This is a genomic window from Arthrobacter sp. L77 (genome assembly GCF_000816565.1).
GTDB lineage: Bacteria > Actinomycetota > Actinomycetes > Actinomycetales > Micrococcaceae > Arthrobacter_D > Arthrobacter_D antioxidans.
Genome location: NZ_JWSU01000004.1, coordinates 912,265 through 933,140, shown reverse-complemented (window position 1 = coordinate 933,140; position 20,876 = coordinate 912,265). Strand labels below are relative to the sequence as shown.

The following is a 20,876-nucleotide window of genomic DNA, read 5'->3' as shown; positions in this document are numbered from 1 at the left end:
TCAGCGGATCGTCGCCGACCGCGCCGGGACGCTGAGGGTCGTGCCGTACGCGGTCACGGTTCGCGTGACCGTCGTGGTGTTGACGGCCACGACACGGCCGTTGGAGAGCCGCACTATGCTGACGCCGGAGTACTTCAGCGGCGCCGTGGTCGCGTAGGCGCCGGACGTCACCGCCCTCGTGAGGGCTGTGACCTGGGAGTCGAGCGCGTTGACCGACGCTGTGGTAACCGCCTCGAAGTTCGAGCCGTCGTCCCAGGCGTTGTCCTGGCAGGTGGGCTCGGCCTGCGAAATGGTGGCCGTCATCTGCCGGGCCGTCACGTTCCTCGTCTGCAGCAGGTGCCCGAGGGTCATGCGGTGGTCGAGCGTGCGCCGGGTCTTCGCCGCTGCCACAACGGACGAGCGGTTTCCGAAGCCGTCCCGCAGGCACGGGGCCGAACTCGCGATCTCGTTGCCCTGCCGGTACATCTTCGTCGGCAGTTCGCGCAGCGGAACCGAATAGTCGTGCTCCACCACGGGCATCCCCGCCGCGGTGATGGCCCGGTAGGCGGAAGTCGCCTGCTCCAGGTCGACGGTCGGCAGGGGCAAGCCGGTCCCGGCGGCGACGACATGCTCCCGCAACGCGAAGTCGACGGAACGCGTGGCCGCGAGGGTCTTGGCGAGGTTCACCTGGTTGCCCCAGGCGGGGTAGACGCCCAGGTTGACCGCGACGGGGACGTTACGGCCCATAGTGCGTGTGAGCGTCGCATCGAACCGCTTGACCGCCGCGATCAGCGCCCGACCGTAGGCGTCGTCGTCGGCCCAGGGGCCCCACTGGCCGACGTCCACCATGTCCTGACCGTGCGCAGGCGACATCGACGCGTCATCGAGGAAGATGCCGTCGAAGCGGGCGGGAGGGGCGTTCGTCGTCCCCCGCTGGGCGTCGGTGCTGAGCATGGTACGGGCCGTCGCCGCACAGGCGTCCACATAGGCCGGGGAAAGGTCGGCGACCGTCAGGTAGGAGTACCCCGGGTAGCCGGCGAGGCCATCGTCCGTGCGGGCTATCCTCGGATTCGTCGTGGTGACGCCGAACCGCTTCCCAGCATGAGTGGCTGTATCCGCACAGGAGTTCTGGAAGACGCCGTTCCAGGACTCGAAGTCTCTCATGGCACCGATGTTCAGATAGGCGAGGAAGGTGGTACCCGGGTTGGCGGCCTTCATGTCCGAGAGCGTGCAGTCCCCCGGAGCATCTGTGGTGGCCATCATCGGATCGACGATCGCCACGGAGACCTTGCCCGTGAGGGACGCACCCGGGCAGAGCAGCTGGCCTTGCCGGTAGCCCTGAAGATAGGCAGGCAGTTTCTGGCCCGTACTCGAGGTCAGGGCGCCGGCATGCGCGGGAACCGCGAGCGAGCAGACGGCGAAGGCGACAGCGAGTGCCGCGGAAACAAGAGTTGCCCCAGCGGCATGCAGTTTCATGTCCACATGGTGGTGCATGACGCGCATACCGGCCACCCCCGGAGACCGGATCATGGCGAATCCTGCGGAGATCCTGATGGTAGGGGGCCTTCGTCTCCGGAGTCAGTCGGCGCGGCGGAAGAGGATGCCGCGCCGGGGCGGTAGGACCACCCACGACGGCGCAGGCTCACCGGCGGCGTCCACGAGCCCTGCGGGGACCCGCACCCTGCGGCGGCGCCTGCCGTCCGAATTGAAGTTGACGGCCGCAAAACCATCCTCGAACTCCCGCCACCAGGCGTGGTTCCTGCCCCTCGGCTCTATGACCGGCCGGCCGAGTTGCCAGTCGAGCTCCGGGACGTGCTGCGTACGGCTGTAGTCGTCGTGCCCTGTGGCTGCATAGGCTCCCCTCCCGGCTCCGAAGATCCAGAACGCCGACAGCCCGTAGGTGAGGTTGGGGTGCCGGTCGTCACCGTCGGTGGGCACGCGGAGGATCGAGAGGCCCGGTCCGGCGGCCTGCGGAAGCTGCGCCTCCGCGGTCACCGGATCGAACAGGTGCTCCGCGCCGTAACCGAGCCAGACCTCCTCGAAGCCCCCGCCGTAGGCGGCATGCGCCTGCCACCGGCCCGGCTCACGGCGGGACTCGGCGATGTTCGGCACCAGGATCTTTCCCACCCCGTTCAACGCAGTCCCGGCCGCCTGCACCATATCGCCGAGCGCGGAGCGGAAATCGACCATTTCCGTCGCTCCGTCGATGGGCAGGTGGAGACCGTAGTAGTCGTCGAAGACATCGTTGTCCGCCATCACCCCGTCGAAGGGTGAGTCCCGCAGTTCGTCCACCACGTTCTCTACCCAGCGGCGCTGGTACGCGGGATCCCATACACGCATCTGCCAGTGCCCCGAGTAGCGCGCCCACTCGATCCGCGTGCCGTCGAGCCGCCGGGCGAACCAGACGCCGTCCGCCGTGGATTCGGCTTCCGCGAAGGAGACCCCGGAGGTGTAGACGGGCCCGGGCTCGTAGCTGCGCGTCGAGGACAGGCATTTGTAGCAGAGCACGGTCATGTCCGGACGACGGCGCTTGAGTTCCAGTGCGGCGGCCTTCTCCCACGGCTGCAGGATGGCAACCCGGTAGTGCTCGGCGGCGAACTCGAGCTGCCCTGGCAGCAGTGGCTCGCCGTACCGGATCCAGGCACCGACCCCGGTCATGAGCCCGCCCGCACGAAATCCGCGAGGTCCGCCGTCGAGAGACCCCGGAGATCGGCGATGTCTCCGACGGTCCGGTAGATCTCGTTGTAGGAGGACATGATCTCGTGCATCTGGAAGAACTCCTGCACGCGGATCCGGGCGTTCGACGCGTGGCTGGCGTAGAGCTCCCTGTCACCGATCACGGCACGCACGCTGTCCGCCATCTGCTGTATATCGCCGGCGACAACGAGCTCGCCGCAGGGACCGACCGTGCGGCCGTCCCGGGTGTGCAGCTCGTCGCCGATCAGCTGCCGCATGCCTCCGACATCCGTGCCCACCGTGGGAATCCCGGCGGCCATCGCTTCGAGGACCACGATGGGCTGGCCCTCGTTGTAGCTCGGTAGCACCAGGAGGTCGAACTGGTCGAGCATGTCCCGGACGTTGACCGTGCCGTGGATCGTCACGTGGTCGTGCAGCCCCAGGCTTTCGATCTTGGCCAGGCACGCTTCGTAGTACTCGGGCACATGCTCCGTGGGGCCGAGTACGTCGAGGTGGAGATTGGGGAAGCCCTGGTGGCGCAGGATGTTCATGCTGGACAGGAGATCGAGCAGCCCCTTGATCGGCACGACGCGGGCGATGTAGACCAGTTTCCACGTGTGGTCGTCGCCACGCTCCTCGAGGATCTTCTGCGCCGCCAGCCGGGCACGGTACTTGTCCTCGAACTCCTCGATCACCATGGCGTTGGGCACCACGACGGCCTTGTCGATATCGGTACCGAGGCGCGCGGCCTCGGTGATCGCCGTCGGATACAGGTAGGTGATCAGGGCTGCACTCGGGTAGCAGAAGTGGCCCATCTCGGTCCACCACGCCATCCACGCGCGCTGCTCAGGCGTGACGTCGAACGTCCGGTAGTCCTCGGAGGTGATGGACAGTGCCATGTTGCGGTCCAGCAGGGTGTTCACGGTGTCGCGCACGTAGAGGTTGTGCTCGGTGAGCAGGAAGGAGGTGTTGTGGTCACGGGCCGCTGCGGCGCCGAGCAGCGAAGCGTACCCCGTGGTGTGCGCGTGGTAGACACGCGCTTTCGGCATGGTCTCTCCGAGAATGGCGTAGGCGAGCGAGAAGAAGTTGCGCAGGGTCCAGAAGGAGTCCGCGAGGGACAGGTCGAGCTGGGACATCCGCACGGAGAGCGCCTCCATGAACTCCCTGGTCCCGAGCAGGGCCCAAAGCGGGTAGCTCCGCGTGCGCTCGTTGAATCCTTCGTCGATCAGCTGCCAGAGCGGCTCCACCTCGCGCCGCTCGGACAGGGCATACAGCGCGTCGAAGAGACGGTCCACCAGTACGGCACGCTCCGCCGGGGTCATGCCGAGATCCCTGGAGGTCGCCGCCATGAAGTCGTGCCGGTGCTCCTGCAGGCTCAGGAAGACAGGCCGCACCCAGACCACGTTCTCCGGCATGCCGTAGAGGTCCTCCTGCGGCGAATCGGCATCCCACGTGATGTGGATGATGCCGTAGGTGAGATCGGGGTTGTGCGTGACGATGTCATGCACCACGGCCGAGACGCCACCCTTGAGGTAGGGGTAGGTGGACTCCATGACGATCGCCACGTCGACGTCTTCGTAGTGGCGCTGGGCTGCGGCCTGGGCCGCAGGAACGACCGCGCCGGACGTTTCGAGCGCCGCGCGGCGGGCCTTCGGGGTCTTGAACACGTACATGGTTCTTCCTTCTGGGATCAGGAGTGGTGGGTTGAGCGGGGCCGGGCCGGCGGCGCTGCTACCAGGACGTGGCGTGGCGCCAGAACAGGGTGTACTCGGGCTGGCTCCAGTGGCGTTTGTAGAGCACCCAGGCCACGGCGACGAGTGCCAGGTCGGCAACCACAAGCGCGCCGTAGGCGAGCGCAGCCCCGGCGGAGCTCTGCGTCGCGGCGATCAGCACGAAGGCCGCCACGCAGAGTGCCAGGTGGATGCCGCCCAGCACCTGCGGCAGGACCTTTTCGCCGATGTAGTCCAGTTCGTAGCTGAGGAGCGTGAGGATCATGAACGCCCAGGACGCGACCCCCACCGAGACGGCCAGCAGCACGTTGACGGGTTGGAGGCCGTCGAGGAGGAGGGAGATCGCGAGCGTCAGCACCATGCCGACGGCGCCGGTGCTGACGATGGCGCGGTCCACGGTGCGGCTCAGCCGCCTGGACCGCGCGGCGAGGACCGTGAGCGGTTCCTCGGAGATGGTGCGGTGCAGGTCGGTGACGGCCTCGTCCACCTTCGGGGCGAGGTTCACGAAGTAGTAGTTGTAGGCGATCACCGCGGGCAGCATCGCGAGGAACACGATCACCACCTGGAAGTCGCCGTCGGTGACGAGGAACAGCACGAATTTGTCAGCCCACAGCACCGAGCCGAGGAGGAGCCCCCGCGCGATGTCTGCCGAGAAGTCGCGCGCCCCCAGACGGGCGAGGCTCAGGGCAGCCAGACCGCGGCCCATGGGGACCACCTGCGTGAGTGCTCCAACCACCGGCGGCAGCCACCACAGGGTCGGGGCCGCGAAAAGGGCGACGGCGTAGGCCGCCCACGCGGCCGCCCACAGCCCACGACGGCTTCCCACGTTGGCGAGGATGAGGGACTGGACGAAGAGGAGGTGGAGGGCGCAGAGGGCTGCATAGGTGGCCAGGGCGGTGAGGGACCACCGCGTGGCCAGCCAGAGCGGGACGGCGAAGACCACGATGACCGGCAGCGCCTGCACGAACATCGCGGGCCAGGTGGTGCAGAAGCGGCGGGTGATGGCTGCCATGTCCCTTCCCGCCATGAGGTCCCCGATGGCGCGGTACGCGGGGAGGCAGGCGGCCTGCGCAAGCCACGGGACGGTGATCGAGGACGCCAGGACCACGAGGGTCAGTTGCACTCCCCCGACGTCCACCGCGGCCATGGCCGGGCTGACCAGCGGATACACGAGGTTGAGGAGGATGACCGGCGAGAGGTACAGCAGGAGCCCGGCACCCGGCCGTGCCCCGCCATCGGATTGGACGCGGCTGCTGCTGGCGCCCGCAGCATCGGGTCGGGTGAGCATGAGCAGGGCCGCCATGACGAGCACGGCTCCGGCTGCCAGCAGGGCGTAGGACCAGCCGGCGGGCAGCGCGGCGTCGGCGAACGGCACGAGGGCCGTCAGGACGAGCGCGACGACGATCACCACCGTACGGCGTCGGGCATGGGGGTCCTGAAGGAGGGACTGCAGCGAAGTCATGATTTCCCCTGGGCCGCCCGCCACCGCGCAGCGCGGACGGGCGACCTCGTGTGAGACGTGAGTGAGACAGGTCGGTGCCTGCAGGGCAGGGAGATCCGGGAGTCGACCCACACGAAAGGTGATGGGGGCGTCCTCGCCAGCTCTGCCAGCGAGCGCCTTCCTTGAAGTTATCGGCCGGGGTCTACCCGGAGCACGAGTGACACCTACGCACTGTCAGTCGACGATACTGTCGCTGCCTACGTAGAACTGCTGCTGCACTACTCGTGATAAACGATGGCAACTACTTAGTGCCGCTTGCTGGCGCGACGGCGGAACAGGACCGGACGGACCGATGAGTGACCAAGCACACAGCGCTCTGGGAGAAGGCAGCCGTCTACCGCCTCGACGCCGTGCTGTTGGCGATCCGGTAGGACTCGTCGACGAGCTCGGTCAGTTCCTCGAGGTCGATGCGGCCGAGCCGCACGAGCACGAGCGACTCGTACTGCTCATGGTGAGGATGGACGAAGAAGGCGCCCGGTTGGGAGGCCAGCAGCGCGTCCCGTTCCTCGGTCTTGACCGTCAGGACCGTGTCATCCCACATGCGTGCGAAAAGGGTCCGGGCGAACCAGGCGGGCCGGCTCCAGCTCAGCCGCTCCGAGGTCCCGGGCAGAGCGAGGCAAACGGAACGCACATCGTCTTCGCTGACCATGGACCAACCATGGCACCGGCCGCGCGGCCGGTCCAGTGCTTCTGTGGCACGGTTCCTCAGATCCTGCGGCCGGCGCCGCATCACGAAGCGCACACGGATCGGCAACGATCCCGCAGCCTCGATAACGATCCGGGCAGGGTGCTGACCGGGCGCCCGGACAGCACCATCATGGAGCGATCCACCCGCGCTACGAAGGAGTAACCATGGGTCGTCCAGCCACCGTGCTGCTGTCCTCCGGGGCAGTGTGCCTCGCTCTTCTCCTCTCCTCCTGTGCCCCTCCCGAGGCCGGCGCCGATGCCGACACCGCGGAGACCCAGGACGCCCCCTCGGCGCCCGGCACCACACCCGCCGCCACTCCGGCATCCACGGACCCGCCGTCCGGATCCCCGTCCACCGCTCCGCCCGACGCCGATCCTGGATGGGCCACCTACACGACCCCGGACGGAGGTCTGTCCTTCGACCACCCCGGGGACTGGACCGTCGTCGTCTCGACCCCGGCCCCGCCGGAGGGCGTGGCCGTCGCCGTCGAGGATGGCGCCGGCCGGCGGCTCGCGTCCCTGCGGACGGACCTGGTCACCGGGGCCGTGTGTCCGGCGAAGGTTCCGTACTCCCTCCTGGACTCCGAGCCGCTGCCGGCCCTGACCCAGGCCTCGGGCACCCCGATGTTCGTCTTCGAAGGCCGCACGGACCCCGCGGTGGCCGACCCCGTGGCGGCATCGACCCTCGCCTACGGCATCACGTCCGGGCCCCTCCCGGAGGGGACGACCGCCTGCCCCATCGCCCACTTCTTCACGTGGCCGCCCTCGGGGGCTGCGTTCGGCGGCGTCTACGACCCGTACGAGATCTACCCCGGCAAACCGATGCACATCGACACGCCGCAGGCCTACATGGAGACGGAGGAATACCAGCGGATCAGGACGATGCTCACGTCCCTGCGCCCCGCCGGCTAGCTGTACTGCCCGGACGGGCGCAGGGACGGCATGATGGACGCGGGGACGCACCGGCCGGACGGCCGGCGCAGGAGGAGGGTCCGCGGCGATGACGAGTGTCAGCACGATCGGCGAGCTGAAGGCACTTCTGCCCGACCCCGTCCCCGGCCGGAGGACCCTGCTCGGGATCGTGGGGCCGCCGGGGGCGGGGAAATCCACCCTCGCCGAGGCCGTCGCCGGGCTCGACCCCGAGCACCATGCCCTGGTCCCCATGGACGGATTCCATCTGGCGGACCAGGCCCTGATCGCCCTCGGCCTGCTGGACCGCAAGGGCGCTCCCGAGACCTTCGACGCCCACGGCTATGCCGCCCTGCTGGCTCGTCTGGCGGGCGATCCCGACCACACCGTCTACGCGCCGGCGTTCGAGCGCGGGCTCGAACAGCCGCTCGCCAATGCCCTGCCGGTGGCGCCGACGTCCTGCCTGCTCATCACCGAGGGCAACTACCTGCTGCTCGACGCTCCGGGTTGGCGGGACGCCAGGAGCCACCTCGACCAGGTGTGGTTCGTCGACGTCGAGCCCGGGCTGCGTCGGCAGCGCCTCGTCGCGCGGCACATCCGGTTCGGCAAGACACCCGCGGCGGCCGAGGACTGGGTGCGCCGGGTGGACGAGCCCAACGCCGCACGCGTGGCAGCCACCCGGGACAGGGCCGACCGCATCCTCGACCTGTCCGGGTGGCGCGTCGGCTGACCGGCGTGCCTCAGTCGGCGAGGAACCAGTCCCGCGCCGGATTCGCCACCTCCGGAGGGGTGCGATCGACGCCCGGCTGCGCGACCCAGTCGACGCCGTTGGCCAGCACACGCTGGATCTGCGGGTGGTGGTAGACCGGGTACTCCTGGTCGCCCGGGCTGAAGTAGAAGATCCGCCCCTTGCCGCGCGAGAAGGTCACGCCGGAGCGGAACACCTCGCCGCCCTCGAAGGAGCTGATGAAGATGAGGTCGTCCGGTTCGGGGATGTCGAACAGCTCGCCGTACATCTCCTGCTCGGGGATGACGATCGGGCTCTCGATGCCCGCGGCGATCGGGTGCGAGGGCTTGACCGTCCACACCAGTTCGCGTTCGCCGTCGTTGCGCCACTTCAGCGAGCAGGTGGTCCCGAGGAGCCGCGTGAGGATCTTCGAGAAGTGGCCCGAATGCAGCACCACCAGGCCCATCCCGGCGAGGACGTGGCGGTGCACGCGGTCCACGACATCGTCCGCCACGTCGCCGTGTGCGATGTGCCCCCACCACAGCAGGACGTCGGTGCCGGCGAGGATCTCCTCGGTGAGGCCGTGCTCGGGGTCGGCGAGGGTCGCCGTCGTGATGTCCGAGCCGGGGAAGTAGTCGGCGAGGGACTCCGCGATGGTGCCGTGGATGCCCCGCGGGTACATCTCGCCGATGGTCGCGGGCTGGTTGCGGGCCTCGTGGACGCCCTCGTTCCAGACGACGATGGTGGGTTTGCTGTCGAAGACCATCAGAGCTCCACCTCGCGGTGCTGGGCCGCGGAGGCGTAGCAGGCGTCGATGACGCGTGCCCGCGTGAGCGCCAGGGACCCGTCGTGCCGCCCCCATTCCGTCTCGCCCGAACGGATGGCGGCGAGGAAGTCGTCGATGACACCCTGGTGTCCGGCCGAGGGGCCGACCTGCGGTTCGTAGTCCCCGTCCTCGCTGAACACGTGGAGGCTCTCGACGGCGTCGGCGGGCGACCCGACGCGGCTCAGCTCGGCGCCGCCGTCGGTCCCGTAGATCCGGAAGTCCATGAGGTCCGCCGCCGGGCGGTACGCCGCCCACCCCGCCTCGACCAGGAGCGTCACCCCGCCCTCGAGCCGGAGGAACGCGGTCGCCAGGTCCTCCACCTCGAAGGCGGAATCGGCGGTCTGCGCGCCGTACGCTCCGCCGCCGCGGCCCTGCGGGCCGAGTTCCGCATGGGTGGACGCCGAGACCGAGAGCACCTTCGGCTCGCCGAGCAGGTGCAGCGCGTAGTCGATCACGTGGACGCCGATGTCCGCGAGCGGGCCGCCCCCGGCCATCTCCCGGTTGGTGAACCAGCTGCCCAGTGAGGGGATGCCCGAACGGCGTAGCCAGGAGGCCTTGGCGTAGTAGGGGCGCCCGATCCCGCCGTCGTCGATCACACGCTTCAGGGCCGCGATGTCGCCGCGGCGCCGGTGGTTGAAGGCGACGTCGAGCACGCGCCCTGCCCGGCGCGCGGCGTCGACCATGAGCCGGCCCTCGTCGCCGTCGCGGGCGATCGGCTTCTCGCTGAGCACGTGGAGGCCGCGCTCGAGGGCCGCGACGGCGATGGGGGCGTGGAGGAACGTGGGGACGGCGACACTGACGGCGTCGAGCCCGTCGAGGTCGATGAGGTCCTCCCACCGCTCGACCGCGTGGGGGATCCGGTACTCGGCCCGGAGCTCGGCGAGCAGCTCCGGTTCCATGCCCGCCAGGCCGATGATCTCCACGTCCTCGCTGTTCGCGTAGGCCTCGAGGTGCTGGCGGCCGGCCCAGCCGATGCCCACCACACCTACCTTCAGGCGTCGTCGTCCGTGCGTTGCGTGCTCGTCCAAGGAAGCTGTCCTTCTCTGTCGGGTGCGGCGGCTGCGTGGCGAGCCCCTCCAGCAGTCCTACCGTCTCGCTGCGGGCGCTGTCCATGGGGCGGGAAGTCTTTCCGCCTCCGTCGGGGGCCGGGCCGGTAGCGGCTTCGCAGCTACGCTGGCACGACGACGCCCGTCACGGCAGCAGGAAGGAGTCCCGCGTGACCACTGACCAGGACCTCTCCGTCGGCCAGCTGGCCGCACGCAGCGGCATGAGCGTGTCCGCGCTGCACTTCTACGAGCGCCGGGGCCTGATCACCAGCCGCCGTACCACCGGCAACCAGCGCCGGTACGATCGCTCGGTCCTCCGCCGGGTCGCCGTCATCGGGGCCGCCCAGCGTGCGGGCATCCCGCTCGCCACCGTCGCCCGCGCGTTCGCCGAGCTACCGACCGACGGCGTCCCGGACCAGGCGGACTGGCAGCGGCTCTCCGCCGCGTGGCAGCAGGAGATCGACAAGCGGATCGCGCAGCTCGAGCACCTGCGGGACCGCCTGGACGGCTGCATCGGATGCGGCTGCCTGTCCCTGGCCGCCTGCGGCTTCGTCAACCCCGACGACGCCGCCGGCTCCAGGGGCATCCGGTCCACCCTCCTGGACCCCGACCCGCCGATTTGACCTCAACCTCTGTTGAGGTTCTAGCGTTGACGGCATGACGATTCCCACCGGCCACCCGATCGCCACGGCCGAGCTCTTCAAGGACGCGTTCCGCACGCACCCGGCCGGCATCGCCGTCATCACCGCACGGGGAGTGGACGGACCGGTCGGCCTGACGGCGTCCTCCGTGTCCTCCGTCTCCGCCGAGCCGCCCGTTCTCGCCTTCTCGGTGTCGACGGCGTCGTCCTCGGCGGCGGCCCTCATCGCGGCGGACACGCTGGCGGTCCATCTGCTCGGCGCCGACCAGGTCGGCATCGCGCAGCTCTTCGCGACACGCGGCGCCGACCGCTTCGGCGGGGCGGTGGACTGGCGCCCGCTGCCCTCGGGCGAACCTCTCCTGCTGGAGGCGCCGTGGGCCCTGCGGTGCCGCATCCTGCACCGCCTCCCCGTCGGCGGGTCGATGATCCTCGCGGCGGAGGTCGTGGCGATCGAACAGGGTGACGACGGCGCGGTCGGGGCACCGCTGGTCTACCACAACCGCTCCTACCACCGGCTGGGCGACCACTCCCTGCTGTACTGACGAGCCCCGCCCGGGGTTTCGGCCCTCAGGGCACCAGGACCAGCCGGATCGGGTTGCCTTCCTTGCGCTCCAGGCGTTCGACGGCGGTCGCGGCGTCGCGCAGCGGCAGCGTGTCGCTGATCGAGCGCGAGAAGTTCAGACGCCCGAGTTCCGTGAGCGCCACGAGCTCGGGCACGTGGTGCGCCTCCGACCCGTAGTGGCCGCGGACCTCCTTGCGGGTGTAGGAGAACGCGGTGCTGTCGGAGATGGTGATGGGGGTGCCGCTCAGTCCCACCAGCACGAGCCGGCCCTGCCGTCCCAGGCACGCGACGGCCTGTGCCCGGACGGCATCCACTCCCGCGAAATCGAAGGCGACGTCCAGGCCCCGCCCTGCCGTCGCTGCCGCCATGGACGCCGCGAAATCGTCGGCGAGAGGATCGACGGCAACATCGGCGCCGAAGGCGAGCGCGCGCTCGCGGGCCTCCGGCAGCGGGTCGACCGCGACGATGGGGGCGGCCCCGATCATGCGGAGCAGCTGGACGCCGTGGGCGCCGAGCCCGCCGACACCCCACACGCCCACGGCTTCGGCGGCTCGGACGCGTCCCGTCGAGACGATCGAGGCCCAGGGCGTGGAGACGGCATCGGGGATGATGGCGGCCTGTTCGTAGGAGAACCCCGCACTCAACGGCACCAGCACGCCGGCCGGCACCACCACGTATTCGGCCCAGCCGCCGTCGTAGTCGACGCCCATCGTGAGGGTGACTCCCCGGTACTCGTAGCCGGCCTGCAGCACGACGCGGTCACCCGTGGTCCACCCCTCGACGCCGTCGCCCGTCAGGTCGACGCTGCCCGACACCTCGTGCCCCAGGGTCACTTCGTCGCCCTGGAGGTGCATCGGCTTCAGCAGCCCCTGAATGAGGTGGACGTCCGACAGGCAGACGCCGGCGGCCTGGACCTTCACGCGTACGAAGCCCGGCCCCGGCGCGGGCACGGGGACTTCCTTGACCTCGAAGGTCCCGGTGCCGACGTCGAGTCTTCCGGCGAGCATGGTCTCGTTCATGGTGTCCTTCCAGACGGTGAACCCCCATGCTAGCCAGCGCGCCGCGCCGCGCCACCGGCCCCACGGCGACCTTGACCTCGGGGGCCGGCCGTGGCCTCGGCGAGCCATTGGTTGCCTCTACGATCAAAAGCCTAGAATGAACCGTCATCGACAGAGGGGACCGGCTCGTGCGCGATGCCTGGAAGCGGCTGGGTTCATTCACCGCCGTCGGGACCGTGGCCTTCGTCGTGGACATCTCGGTGTTCAACATCCTGTCCTCGGGGCTGGGCATGGGCCCCATCTCGTCGAAGGTGTCCTCCGTGGCCCTGGCGACCGGTGTCTCCTGGTGGGGCAGCAGGCACTTCACGTTCCGCGAGTTCGGGGGCCGGGCGAAGCGGCAGGAAGCGATCCTCTTCGGACTGACCAACCTGGTGGGTCTCGGCATCGCGACGGCCTGCCTCTTCGTCTCGCACTACGTCCTGGGCTTCAGGAGCCCTTTCGCGGACAACATCTCCGGGAACGTCATCGGCGTCCTCCTCGGCAACGTGTTCCGCTACCTCGCGTACCGCTTCGTGGTGTTCCAGTCCCCGCACCGTGCCTCCGGCGGCCGATCGGGCGTGGAGGTCGCGGCCCCCGGGACGAGCCCGGAATGAGTCCGACGCCACCTGTCCAGCGGAAGATTCCGGTGGGATGGCGGATGCCCGCCGCGTAACATTAATGATGTAGTCAGCCTGCTTGCAAAGCTGACGGGCCGTCCCGCCACCATGCACCACCGTTTTTGGAAGTCCCCGCCATGCGCGCCCCCTCAACCCTCCCCACCCTGGCCATCAGCATCGGACTGCTGCTGTGCGGGCCCGCGGCCGCCGACGCGTCCCCTGCTCCGGCCCCTACGCTGTCCGATCAGGTATCACCCCCGGCACCGTCGGCGTCACCCCTTCCGGCCATGACCGGCACCACGCCCGCCGTGCCGCCCACCACGCCGCCGGTCGAGCAGTCCCCGAGCGAGCCGGCGGTCCCGCCGACCGACCCTCCGGCGGACGTGGAACCTCCCGTCGAGGACGTGATCGACACGACCCCCGGCACCACGGTTCCCGAGCCCACCGAGACTCCGACGACCGGTCCCGAGCCGGCACCGGACACGTCGCCGGTCCCTCCCGCAGCGGACGCTCCGACGACGCCCGCCGCCCCCGCCGACCGCGCAGCACCGGAGGAGACGGACCCGGCCGAGGCTCCTGCCCTTCCGGGAGGGCAGCAGCCCGGCGTCGGCGAATCCGTCGTCGACCGGTCGGTGCCGCGTGCGCCGCAGCCCGTGCCCGCTCCCTCCGAGAACAGCGCGGCGCCTTCCCGGGTGCCGACCCCGGTCGAGGAGGTGCGGATCGACAAGGTGGATCAGGCAGAGCAGGCCGAAGCCTTCCAGCAGCCCGCCGAGGGCACATCGCTCCGGTACACGATCGCCGGGATCCTCAGCATCGTCGCCCTGCTCCTCGCCCTCGCGATCGCCTTCGTGGCCCAACCGCGGCGGCCACGCGGCACGCACTGACCGGCAGCACCGGACCGGCATCCACCCGACGGGGCCGCTGAATCAGGCCTCTCGTTCCGTCCGGATCGTCCCGGGCCGCGCCGTGGTGTCCGGCTTCGACGCCACCGCCTGCGTGTCGCATCGGGACACGCCGCATGCCGGCCTCTCGGCGTCCGGACCACGGGAACGACGGGGGCGACCTCAGACGAACGGTGCCAACACCGCCGCGGCCTCGCCGAACACCTCGGAGCGGGTGGTCGCGTGCACGGAGAAGCGGATGCGGTCCTCCCCGTGGAGCGTCGCCGTGATATCGGCGGCCGCCAGGGCCGCGTGGGCCTCGGCCGCGCGCCCGGGGATACCGGCCACCACGATGCCCGCGGCGTCCGATCGGTCCCGCGGCGAGAGGACCGGCACACCGACGGCGTCGAGCTGCCCGATGAGCGCCTGGGCGTGGACGGCCACGGCGCCGTCGATCGTCGGCACGCCCACCGTCTCGATCAGGGCGAGGGCCTCGGCGAAGGCGCCGGTCGCGTAGGGCGAGAGGTTCGAGACGGAGAAGCGCCGCGCTCCTGGCAGCGGCGGATGCTCCGCGCCGTCGTACCTGCCGGACTCCGTGACGCCCGTCCAGCCCGTGAGCAGCGGCTCGATCCGCTCCAGGCCCTGCGGCGACAGCGCGAGCGCGGCCACACCCCAGCCGGCGCGGACCCACTTCTGCGCGCCGGCGACCAGGACATCGGCCGGCGTCCAGTCGAGGTCCGCGACACCGAACGCCTGGATGCCGTCGACCACCAGCAGCCGATCCGGACCGATCACCGCGCGGATGCCCGCGAGGTCGGCACGGTACCCGGTGCGGAAGTCGACGGCGCTGACACTCACCGCGACGGTGTCGGCCGTCAGGGCGCGGGCGACGACGTCGGGCGTCATGCGGGTGCCGGGCCCACCGGTCAGCTCGACGCGCGCCCGGCCCGCAGCGCTGGTGCGGAGCCAGGGGTACGTGTTCGCGGGGAATTCGCCCGCGCTGACGAGCACCGAGCCGCCAGTCAGGCCGAACGCCACCTGGAACAGGCCGAGCGAGGTGCTCCCGGTCAGCCCCACGTTCTCGACGGGGAAGCCGCTGAGCCGCGCGAAGGATTCCCGCGCGCGGAGGTCCTCCCCGTAGAGGGTGCCCCCGATCCGGGGACCGCCGTCGCCGGCGAGCTCCATCAGGCGCGCCACCCGCTCTCGGACCGCGCGCGACGGCGGCCCGTAGCTCGCGAAGTTCAGGAACCCTCGCGCTTCCGTGAACGACGCCCGGTAGGACGCGAACGCATCGTCGTCGTGCTGCGCAGGACTGGTCATACTCTCTTCCTCCGCTGTCGGCCCAGGACGCGCTCCGCCGCCCCGCTGGTCCTCAGCGCGGCGGTCCTGGCGGTCTAGAGGCCGCACTCCTCACTGATTACTGCAACAACGTCGTCGAGCTCCTCCATCACGGCCGGGTCCTCTGCTGCCTCCGCCCGAACCTCTTCCCGTCCCTTGATGAGCGCGGCTGCCATGGTTCGAAGCGGGTCCTGGAGGGAATCGGACGCCCTCGTCGCGAGGTCATCGAGCTGGCTCCCCATCTCCGCGACCTGTTCGTCCGTCATGCCCGAGTCGATCGTCGTCATGATCGCCTCAGCCTCGGAGCACGTGTCCTCCGTGGACAGCTGCTGCGCCTCGGTGGTCGGCGGCTGCGACGGTTCGGACGACGGTTCCTGCGCCGCCTCGGATGCCTCGGAGGACGGCTGCTGGGCCGCCTCGGGCGACGGCTCCTGCGAGCCGCAGGCGGTGAGCGCGAGCAGCAGCGCGGCGAGTGTCAGTAGTTTCTTCACAATTCCCCCAGTGTGGTTCCCGTTCCTTCATCCTTGCACGGGGAGACGGCCCGGATGGGGAACCTCCGCTGCGCCGCGCACCAGGGCCGGGACGGCCTGCGCCCCTGCCCTCAGCGCCGTTTGTTCCTGCCCTTGAGCAACGGGTTGGGGCTGTTCGTGACGATCCTGCCCGACTCGTCGTCGGCCGGTGCGGCCCGGCGACGGCCTGCGGTGCCGGCAGCCTTGCCGCGCGCGCGGCCGCCCGACCGGCGGGAGCGGGCATCGAAGGCGGCATCGGCATCGGCTGCCGTCTCGCCGTCGACGCTCGTGACGATGCGTTCCTTCCGCACCTCGTCCCTCACCGTGGCCCTGCCTGCCACCGTGGTCCTGGCCAGCCGGACACGCTCGACGGGCACGGTCTCCCTGCCCAGGATCACGGCCCGCTCCTCGTGGCCCACGAGTTCCACGACCTCCTCCTGGAAGAGCGACTCGCCCACGGATGCAGTGCGCGTGGTGATCGGCTCCCGCCCGATCAGCAGTTCCTCCTTCAGCAGGGGCACCGTCTGGCGTGCCTCCTCGGTGACCACATACTTCCGCAGCCGGACGCGGGCAGCCGCGTGCGTCTCCGTCCGGACACGGAGCCTCTCCTCCGAGCGGATCATCCAGGGTCCGCCGTCGTCCTGCCGCTCACGGGTGGCGGCACCCTGACCCGCGGTGGGATCACCTTCGGCTCCGTCGCCCGCCGCGTCGTCATCCGCCGTCGGCCCGTCCAGGCCGTAGTGCGCATACAGCACGCCCTTGTCCTCCGGGCTCAGATGGCCGTCACGCTCGATCGACGGCGCGTGCCGGATGAGGTCCCGCGGATACGCGACGACGAGCCGGCCGTCCTGCACCGTGGCGCCGTCGAGCGGCACGAAGGACTCCTTCGTGCCGAACAGGCCCGTGTGGACGGTCACCCAGGTCGGCGTCTCGGTGGCATCGTTCAGGTACACCTCGCCGATGGACCCCACCCTGTCCCCCTGGTCCGTGACGACCGCGGTGCGGTGGCCGAGAAGGGGATCGAGTTCGTGCATCGTGAGCATGGCGTTCCTGTCGTCGGTGTCGCCCGCACGAAGCGGCGCATTGACGACAGGATAGAGCGGTTCGACCCGACATAACAAGCAGGCTTACTATCTCGGCTCGCCGTGGACAGTCAGCGGACGGCGGCCGCTCCGGGCAGGAGTCGGGGCCGGGCGAGCGCGGCCAGCAGCTCGTCCGAGGCGGCCTGCGCCTCGAGGTCGTGGGCCCCACCGCTGACCAGCAGCTCGTCGGCACCCGTGCGTGCGTGCAGCGCGGCGAGCTGCCGCTCCACCTCGTCCGCCGTCCCGTAGACGGCCGCGGCAAGCGACTCCCGCACGAGCCCCTCCTGCCGCTCCGTGAGCGGGGCCGCCGCGACGTCCAGGGGCGGGAAGGACCCCGTGGTCCGGGAGGCGGCGAGCGCGCGGGCCTCGGGCAGGAGCAGCTGCCGGGCCGCCGCCGTCGTGCGTGCCACGGCCACGTTCAGCGACACCGTGACGTGCGGCCCGTCCCACCACCGGGACGGGCGGAAGGACTCCCGATAGCGCTCGAGCGCGGGGTCTGCGTCCCGGAAGAGGGCCGGCCCGCCGAGCACGACGGCAAGGCCCGCTCGTGCAGCGATGTCCACGCCCCGGCCCGTGGCGAGGACGAAGACGGGAGTCCGGCCACCATCCGTGGGGCGGGCGGTGATCGGCGCGGTGCCATCGAGGAAGGCGAGGAGATCGGTGACGTCCTGCTCGAAGCGGCCGGCGTCCTCCCCGTCCGCCCTGAGCGCGGCCCGGACCGCGGAGGTGAAGCCGAGGGACCGGCCGAGACCGAGGTCGAACCGGCCGCCGCTCAGCGCGTTCAGGGTCGCCGCCTGCTCGGCGACCACGAGGGGCTGGTGGTTGGGCAGCATGATGCCGCCGGTGCCGATCCGGATCGACGTCGTGGCGGACGCCACCGCGGCCGCGAGGACGGCGGGCACGGACCCCGCGATGCCGGGCACGCCGTGGTGCTCCGCGACCCAGAACCTCCGGTAGCCGAGCCGTTCCGCACGCTGCGCCCGCGCGATCACGTGCTGCAGGGCCTCGGCCTCGGAGGAGCCGGTCCGGGACTGGGCGCGGTCGAGGATCGAGACACCGGCGAAGGGAAGGGGCATATGGAGGGAACCCGCGGCCCGTCGGCGTCATTCCGCGTGCGGGACCGGTTTTCCGATAATGGGGGTGGCACGCGTCAGGATGGGCTCTCATCGCCGGCAGCTCCTGCAGCACGGCGTGGTCTCAACCGGAAGGACTCCCCGCCATGATGGGCGCCCACCATGCTGCCTGCGGCGCTGCCGCCTGGGTCGCCGCCACCACCCAGATCGAGGTGCACGTGGGCCGATGGCTGCCCGGCCTGCCCGAATCGGTGACCCTCGGCCTGGGGCTCCTCGACGTCAGCCCCGTCGGCGTCGTCACCGGCGCCCTCGTGACAGCGGGTGCGGCGCTCCTGCCCGACGCCGATCATCACAGCGCCACCATCGCGCATTCCCTGCCGCCGCTGTCGAATCTGTTCTGCGCCGGCGTCGGCGCGATCTCCGGTGGCCACCGGCGCGGTACGCACTCGCTGCTCGGGGTGGCCGCGTTCGTCGCCGTCGCGTTCGTCGCCGGACTGTGGACCGTCGAGACCGTCGATTTCGGCACCATCTATCCCGGTGCGGGGCTGCTCACGGTGCTGCTGGTCTCCTTCGCGGCGAAGGCCCTGAAGATCATCCCGGACCGCATGCGGAAATCGCCGTGGGCCGTGGGCATCACCGCGGGCGCGTTCATCACCGCGTTCGCGCCCGAGGAGCAGTTCTGGTTCCCGCTCGCCGTGGGCATCGGCGTCGTCGTACACATCCTGGGCGACATGCTGACCACCGGAGGTTGCAACCCCGTGTACCCGCTGCGGCTCAGGAGGCCGCGCAGCCTGGCGAAGATGCCGGTCGTCGCGCAGGTCTGGCGCCCCAACGGCAACATCGCGGTGCCCGTCCTCGGCAATGCCGGATCCCTGCGCGAGTGGTGCCTGCTCGTGCCCGTCTCGCTCTACGCGCTCGGCGGGATCTGGTGGGCGGTCCTGAAGATCGACGACGGCGGGATGGTGGTCGCGCGCCTCGCCGGCGGTGGATGATCGGCGGCGCGAAAAATGCCCGAAACATGGGCGGATTAGGGTCGGGGCAGACCTGACCCCCGAAAGGATCGCATGCACCGCGACGGCTTGTTCTTCGACCCCCTCGATACGGAGGCGGACGTCCACGCACCGGAACCCGAGCGGGGTCCTGGTCCGGACGATCTCCAGGTCCAGCGCCGACGCGAACTGGCGCGCGTGCAGGACGAACTGAGGAGGATGTCGCAGGGGCGTCCCTGACGGCAGAGCGCCCGGGCCCTGGTCCCGGAGGACCAGGGCCCGGATCTCGCTGCTAGCGGCGGTTCAGCAGGCTGCGGAGGATCCCGCCGGCCTTGCCCGCCGGCACGGGCGTGCCGCGCTGGCCGGTGCCAGCAGGCTTGCCGGCAGTGCCGGTGCCCTTGTTGCCGAGGTAACGGCCTGCAGCGTTTTTGAGCGTGTTGCTGATTCCCATGATGGTCTCCTTTGGTTGCGCGTCTGCACCCAAGAACATCAGGTGGCTTACTAGTTTACTCCGTGCTCGCCGCTCTGCGGGGCATCAGAATGTTTCGGCGGTTCGACAGCCAGGCCGGAACGCTTCAGAAGGGCGTAGGTCTTGGAGTGCTTCGGCCTGAAGAAGACCTCGTCCGGCGTACCCGCTTCCACGATGATTCCCTGGTCCATCACCACGATCACGTCCGCGATGTCACGCGCGAACTGCATCTCATGGGTGACGATCACCATGGTGGTGCCCTGCGCGGCGATGGATTTGATGACCGCCAGCACTTCCTCCACGAGCTCCGGGTCCAGCGCGGAGGTCGGCTCGTCGAACAGCATCACACTCGGGTCCATGGCGAGCGCCCGGGCGATCGCGACACGCTGCTTCTGGCCGCCGGACAGTTTGGACGGGTAGTTGTCCTTCCGGTCCAGCAGGCCCACCCTCTTCAGGTTCTCGAGCGCGTGCTGTTCCGCTGCTTCCTTCGACATCTTCTTCACATCGCGCAGGGGCGCCATCACATTGCCCAGCGCCGTCTTGTTCAGGAACAGGTTGAACTGCTGGAACACCATCCCGAGATCCGTCCGCTTGAGGGCCGTGACGGACGCCTTCTCGTCGACGAGCTTCCCGCCGCGTTCCTCGTAACCCACCATGTGCCCGTTCACGAGGATCCGGCCGCTGTCGATCGTCTCGAGCTTGTTCATGCAGCGCAGCAGCGTGCTCTTCCCGGAGCCGCTCGACCCGAGGATCACGACCGTCTCGCCCTTGTGGACGTCGAGGTCGACGCCCTTCAGGACCTCGATGCGGTTGACCTCACGCCGTCGACCCCGCAGCCGCTCGAACAGTCCGGGCGTCTTGGTCACGATGAACGTCTTGTGGACGTCCCGGGCACTCACGATCACTTCGTCAGACATGGATCCTCGCTCTCTTCTCCAGGGCACTCACGATGCGGGACAGCGGGAGGCTGATCAGCAGGTACAGCAGCGCGGCGGCCGTGTAGATCTGTGTCGTCTCGAAGGTCTGCGCGTTGATCACGTTCGCGGTCTTCAGGATCTCGGTCACGGCGATCACCGAGGTCAGGGCCGTGTCCTTCACCATCGCGATGAAGTAGTTGCCGATCGGCCCCAGGGAGACGATGAACGACTGCGGGAGGACCACCTTCCACAGCGCCTTGCCCGGGGTGTAGCCGAGGGACAGGGCAGCCTCCGTCTGGCCTCCTTCGACGGCGAGGATGGACGAGCGGAACACCTCGGACAGGTAGGCCGCGTAGTTCAGGCCGAGCCCGAGGATCCCGGCCGGGATCGGATCGATGTTGATCCCGATGGCCGGCAGGACGAAGAAGATGTAGACGAGCTGGACCAGGAGCGGCGTGCCTCGCATCACCTCCACATAGACGAGCGCGATCCCCCGGAGGATCCGCGACTTCGAGAGCCGCGCCAGCGCCACCAGCAGGCCGAGCACGAGGGCGAGGGCCATCGCCCCCAGCGCGAGCTGGACGACGACCGGTGCGGCGGCCAGGAGTCGCGGGAAATAGCTGAGAGTGCCCTGGATGAAATCGATGGCCGAACTTCCTTTCAACCTTGCTGGACGGGCGG

23 protein-coding genes are annotated in these 20,876 nt (G+C 69.9%); 8 read left to right on the top strand and 15 right to left on the bottom strand.

Features of this window, described 5'->3' with window-relative positions:
- The 5 genes from RY94_RS06990 to RY94_RS06970 form a co-directional block, all read right to left on the bottom strand.
- Positions 1 to 1,509 carry a hypothetical protein gene (locus RY94_RS06990; protein ID WP_156135054.1) on the bottom strand — a complete coding sequence of 503 codons (1,509 nt, stop codon included), beginning with the start codon at positions 1,507 to 1,509 and terminating at the stop codon, positions 1 to 3.
- Positions 1,510 to 1,557: 48 nt separating this feature from the next.
- Entirely contained in the window at positions 1,558 to 2,637 is a 1,080-nt protein-coding gene (locus tag RY94_RS06985) for a putative glycoside hydrolase (protein ID WP_043443045.1), read from the bottom strand.
- Complete coding sequence (gene pelF / locus RY94_RS06980) at positions 2,634 to 4,328, bottom strand: GT4 family glycosyltransferase PelF (RefSeq protein WP_052274043.1); 1,695 nt, start codon at positions 4,326 to 4,328, stop codon at positions 2,634 to 2,636. Before pelF ends, RY94_RS06985 begins: the two co-directional genes overlap by 4 nt.
- A 58-nt stretch (positions 4,329 to 4,386) precedes the next feature.
- Positions 4,387 to 5,847 (bottom strand): hypothetical protein, encoded by a 1,461-nt coding sequence (locus tag RY94_RS06975; RefSeq protein ID WP_052274042.1) that lies wholly within the window; start codon positions 5,845 to 5,847, stop codon positions 4,387 to 4,389.
- Between the two features lie 373 nt (positions 5,848 to 6,220).
- Positions 6,221 to 6,535, bottom strand: a complete 315-nt coding sequence (locus tag RY94_RS06970) for an MmcQ/YjbR family DNA-binding protein (RefSeq protein WP_043443043.1) — start codon at positions 6,533 to 6,535, stop codon at positions 6,221 to 6,223.
- Positions 6,536 to 6,738: 203 nt separating this feature from the next.
- On the opposite strand from RY94_RS06970, the gene RY94_RS06965 reads away from it, so the two are divergent.
- Complete coding sequence (locus RY94_RS06965) at positions 6,739 to 7,485, top strand: hypothetical protein (RefSeq protein WP_043443041.1); 747 nt, start codon at positions 6,739 to 6,741, stop codon at positions 7,483 to 7,485.
- A gap of 88 nt (positions 7,486 to 7,573) precedes the next feature.
- Positions 7,574 to 8,212 (top strand): nucleoside/nucleotide kinase family protein, encoded by a 639-nt coding sequence (locus RY94_RS06960; RefSeq protein ID WP_043443040.1) that lies wholly within the window; start codon positions 7,574 to 7,576, stop codon positions 8,210 to 8,212.
- Between the two features lie 10 nt (positions 8,213 to 8,222).
- Here the strand turns inward: RY94_RS06960 and RY94_RS06955 are convergent, their stop codons facing one another.
- Together RY94_RS06955 and RY94_RS06950 are read right to left on the bottom strand one after the other, a co-directional pair.
- Positions 8,223 to 8,975: a ThuA domain-containing protein gene (locus RY94_RS06955; protein ID WP_043443038.1), complete on the bottom strand. Its 753-nt coding sequence runs from the start codon at positions 8,973 to 8,975 to the stop codon at positions 8,223 to 8,225.
- Positions 8,975 to 10,063, bottom strand: coding sequence for a Gfo/Idh/MocA family protein (locus tag RY94_RS06950; RefSeq protein WP_043443036.1), 1,089 nt, complete (start codon positions 10,061 to 10,063; stop codon positions 8,975 to 8,977). Before RY94_RS06950 ends, RY94_RS06955 begins: the two co-directional genes overlap by 1 nt.
- Positions 10,064 to 10,251: 188 nt before the next feature.
- Here RY94_RS06950 and soxR point away from each other — a divergent pair, with 188 nt between their 5' ends.
- Both soxR and RY94_RS06940 read left to right on the top strand, forming a co-directional pair.
- Positions 10,252 to 10,704, top strand: coding sequence for a redox-sensitive transcriptional activator SoxR (gene soxR / locus RY94_RS06945; protein ID WP_043443035.1), 453 nt, complete (start codon positions 10,252 to 10,254; stop codon positions 10,702 to 10,704).
- Positions 10,705 to 10,738: 34 nt separating this feature from the next.
- Positions 10,739 to 11,263 (top strand): flavin reductase family protein, encoded by a 525-nt coding sequence (locus RY94_RS06940; protein ID WP_043443034.1) that lies wholly within the window; start codon positions 10,739 to 10,741, stop codon positions 11,261 to 11,263.
- Positions 11,264 to 11,288: 25 nt separating this feature from the next.
- Here RY94_RS06940 and RY94_RS06935 read toward each other — a convergent pair whose 3' ends face one another.
- The gene (locus RY94_RS06935; protein WP_043443033.1) at positions 11,289 to 12,302 is read right to left on the bottom strand and encodes a zinc-binding dehydrogenase; all 1,014 of its coding nucleotides are present in this window, start codon (positions 12,300 to 12,302) and stop codon (positions 11,289 to 11,291) included.
- Positions 12,303 to 12,469: 167 nt separating this feature from the next.
- Between RY94_RS06935 and RY94_RS06930 the strand changes: the two genes are divergently transcribed.
- Positions 12,470 to 12,934 carry a GtrA family protein gene (locus tag RY94_RS06930; protein WP_043443032.1) on the top strand — a complete coding sequence of 155 codons (465 nt, stop codon included), beginning with the start codon at positions 12,470 to 12,472 and terminating at the stop codon, positions 12,932 to 12,934.
- A gap of 140 nt (positions 12,935 to 13,074) precedes the next feature.
- A complete protein-coding gene (locus RY94_RS06925) occupies positions 13,075 to 13,821 on the top strand; it encodes a hypothetical protein (RefSeq protein WP_043443030.1) in 747 nt (248 codons plus the stop codon).
- 180 nt (positions 13,822 to 14,001) lie between these two features.
- Here the strand turns inward: RY94_RS06925 and RY94_RS06920 are convergent, their stop codons facing one another.
- From RY94_RS06920 to RY94_RS06905, 4 genes are all read right to left on the bottom strand, one after another.
- Entirely contained in the window at positions 14,002 to 15,138 is a 1,137-nt protein-coding gene (locus RY94_RS06920) for an aminotransferase class V-fold PLP-dependent enzyme (protein WP_052274041.1), read from the bottom strand.
- 74 nt (positions 15,139 to 15,212) lie between these two features.
- On the bottom strand, positions 15,213 to 15,647 hold the full coding sequence (locus RY94_RS06915; RefSeq protein ID WP_043443028.1) for a hypothetical protein: 435 nt from the start codon (positions 15,645 to 15,647) through the stop codon (positions 15,213 to 15,215).
- 110 nt (positions 15,648 to 15,757) lie between these two features.
- Positions 15,758 to 16,708: a PRC and DUF2382 domain-containing protein gene (locus tag RY94_RS06910; RefSeq protein WP_052274040.1), complete on the bottom strand. Its 951-nt coding sequence runs from the start codon at positions 16,706 to 16,708 to the stop codon at positions 15,758 to 15,760.
- A 110-nt stretch (positions 16,709 to 16,818) separates the two neighbouring features.
- A complete protein-coding gene (locus tag RY94_RS06905) occupies positions 16,819 to 17,823 on the bottom strand; it encodes an MsnO8 family LLM class oxidoreductase (RefSeq protein ID WP_043443026.1) in 1,005 nt (334 codons plus the stop codon).
- Between the two features lie 143 nt (positions 17,824 to 17,966).
- On the opposite strand from RY94_RS06905, the gene RY94_RS06900 reads away from it, so the two are divergent.
- Together RY94_RS06900 and RY94_RS17735 are read left to right on the top strand one after the other, a co-directional pair.
- On the top strand, positions 17,967 to 18,812 hold the full coding sequence (locus RY94_RS06900; RefSeq protein WP_043443023.1) for a metal-dependent hydrolase: 846 nt from the start codon (positions 17,967 to 17,969) through the stop codon (positions 18,810 to 18,812).
- A gap of 72 nt (positions 18,813 to 18,884) precedes the next feature.
- On the top strand, positions 18,885 to 19,049 hold the full coding sequence (locus tag RY94_RS17735; protein ID WP_156135053.1) for a hypothetical protein: 165 nt from the start codon (positions 18,885 to 18,887) through the stop codon (positions 19,047 to 19,049).
- 52 nt (positions 19,050 to 19,101) lie between these two features.
- Here RY94_RS17735 and RY94_RS17730 read toward each other — a convergent pair whose 3' ends face one another.
- From RY94_RS17730 to RY94_RS06890, 3 genes are read right to left on the bottom strand one after another with little or no spacing between them, the layout of a single operon-like run.
- The gene (locus RY94_RS17730) at positions 19,102 to 19,260 is read right to left on the bottom strand and encodes a hypothetical protein (protein ID WP_156135052.1); all 159 of its coding nucleotides are present in this window, start codon (positions 19,258 to 19,260) and stop codon (positions 19,102 to 19,104) included.
- Positions 19,261 to 19,310: 50 nt separating this feature from the next.
- A complete protein-coding gene (locus tag RY94_RS06895; RefSeq protein ID WP_082046114.1) occupies positions 19,311 to 20,195 on the bottom strand; it encodes an amino acid ABC transporter ATP-binding protein in 885 nt (294 codons plus the stop codon).
- Entirely contained in the window at positions 20,188 to 20,859 is a 672-nt protein-coding gene (locus RY94_RS06890; RefSeq protein WP_082046113.1) for an amino acid ABC transporter permease, read from the bottom strand. Before RY94_RS06890 ends, RY94_RS06895 begins: the two co-directional genes overlap by 8 nt.
- Positions 20,860 to 20,876 lie beyond the last annotated feature (17 nt).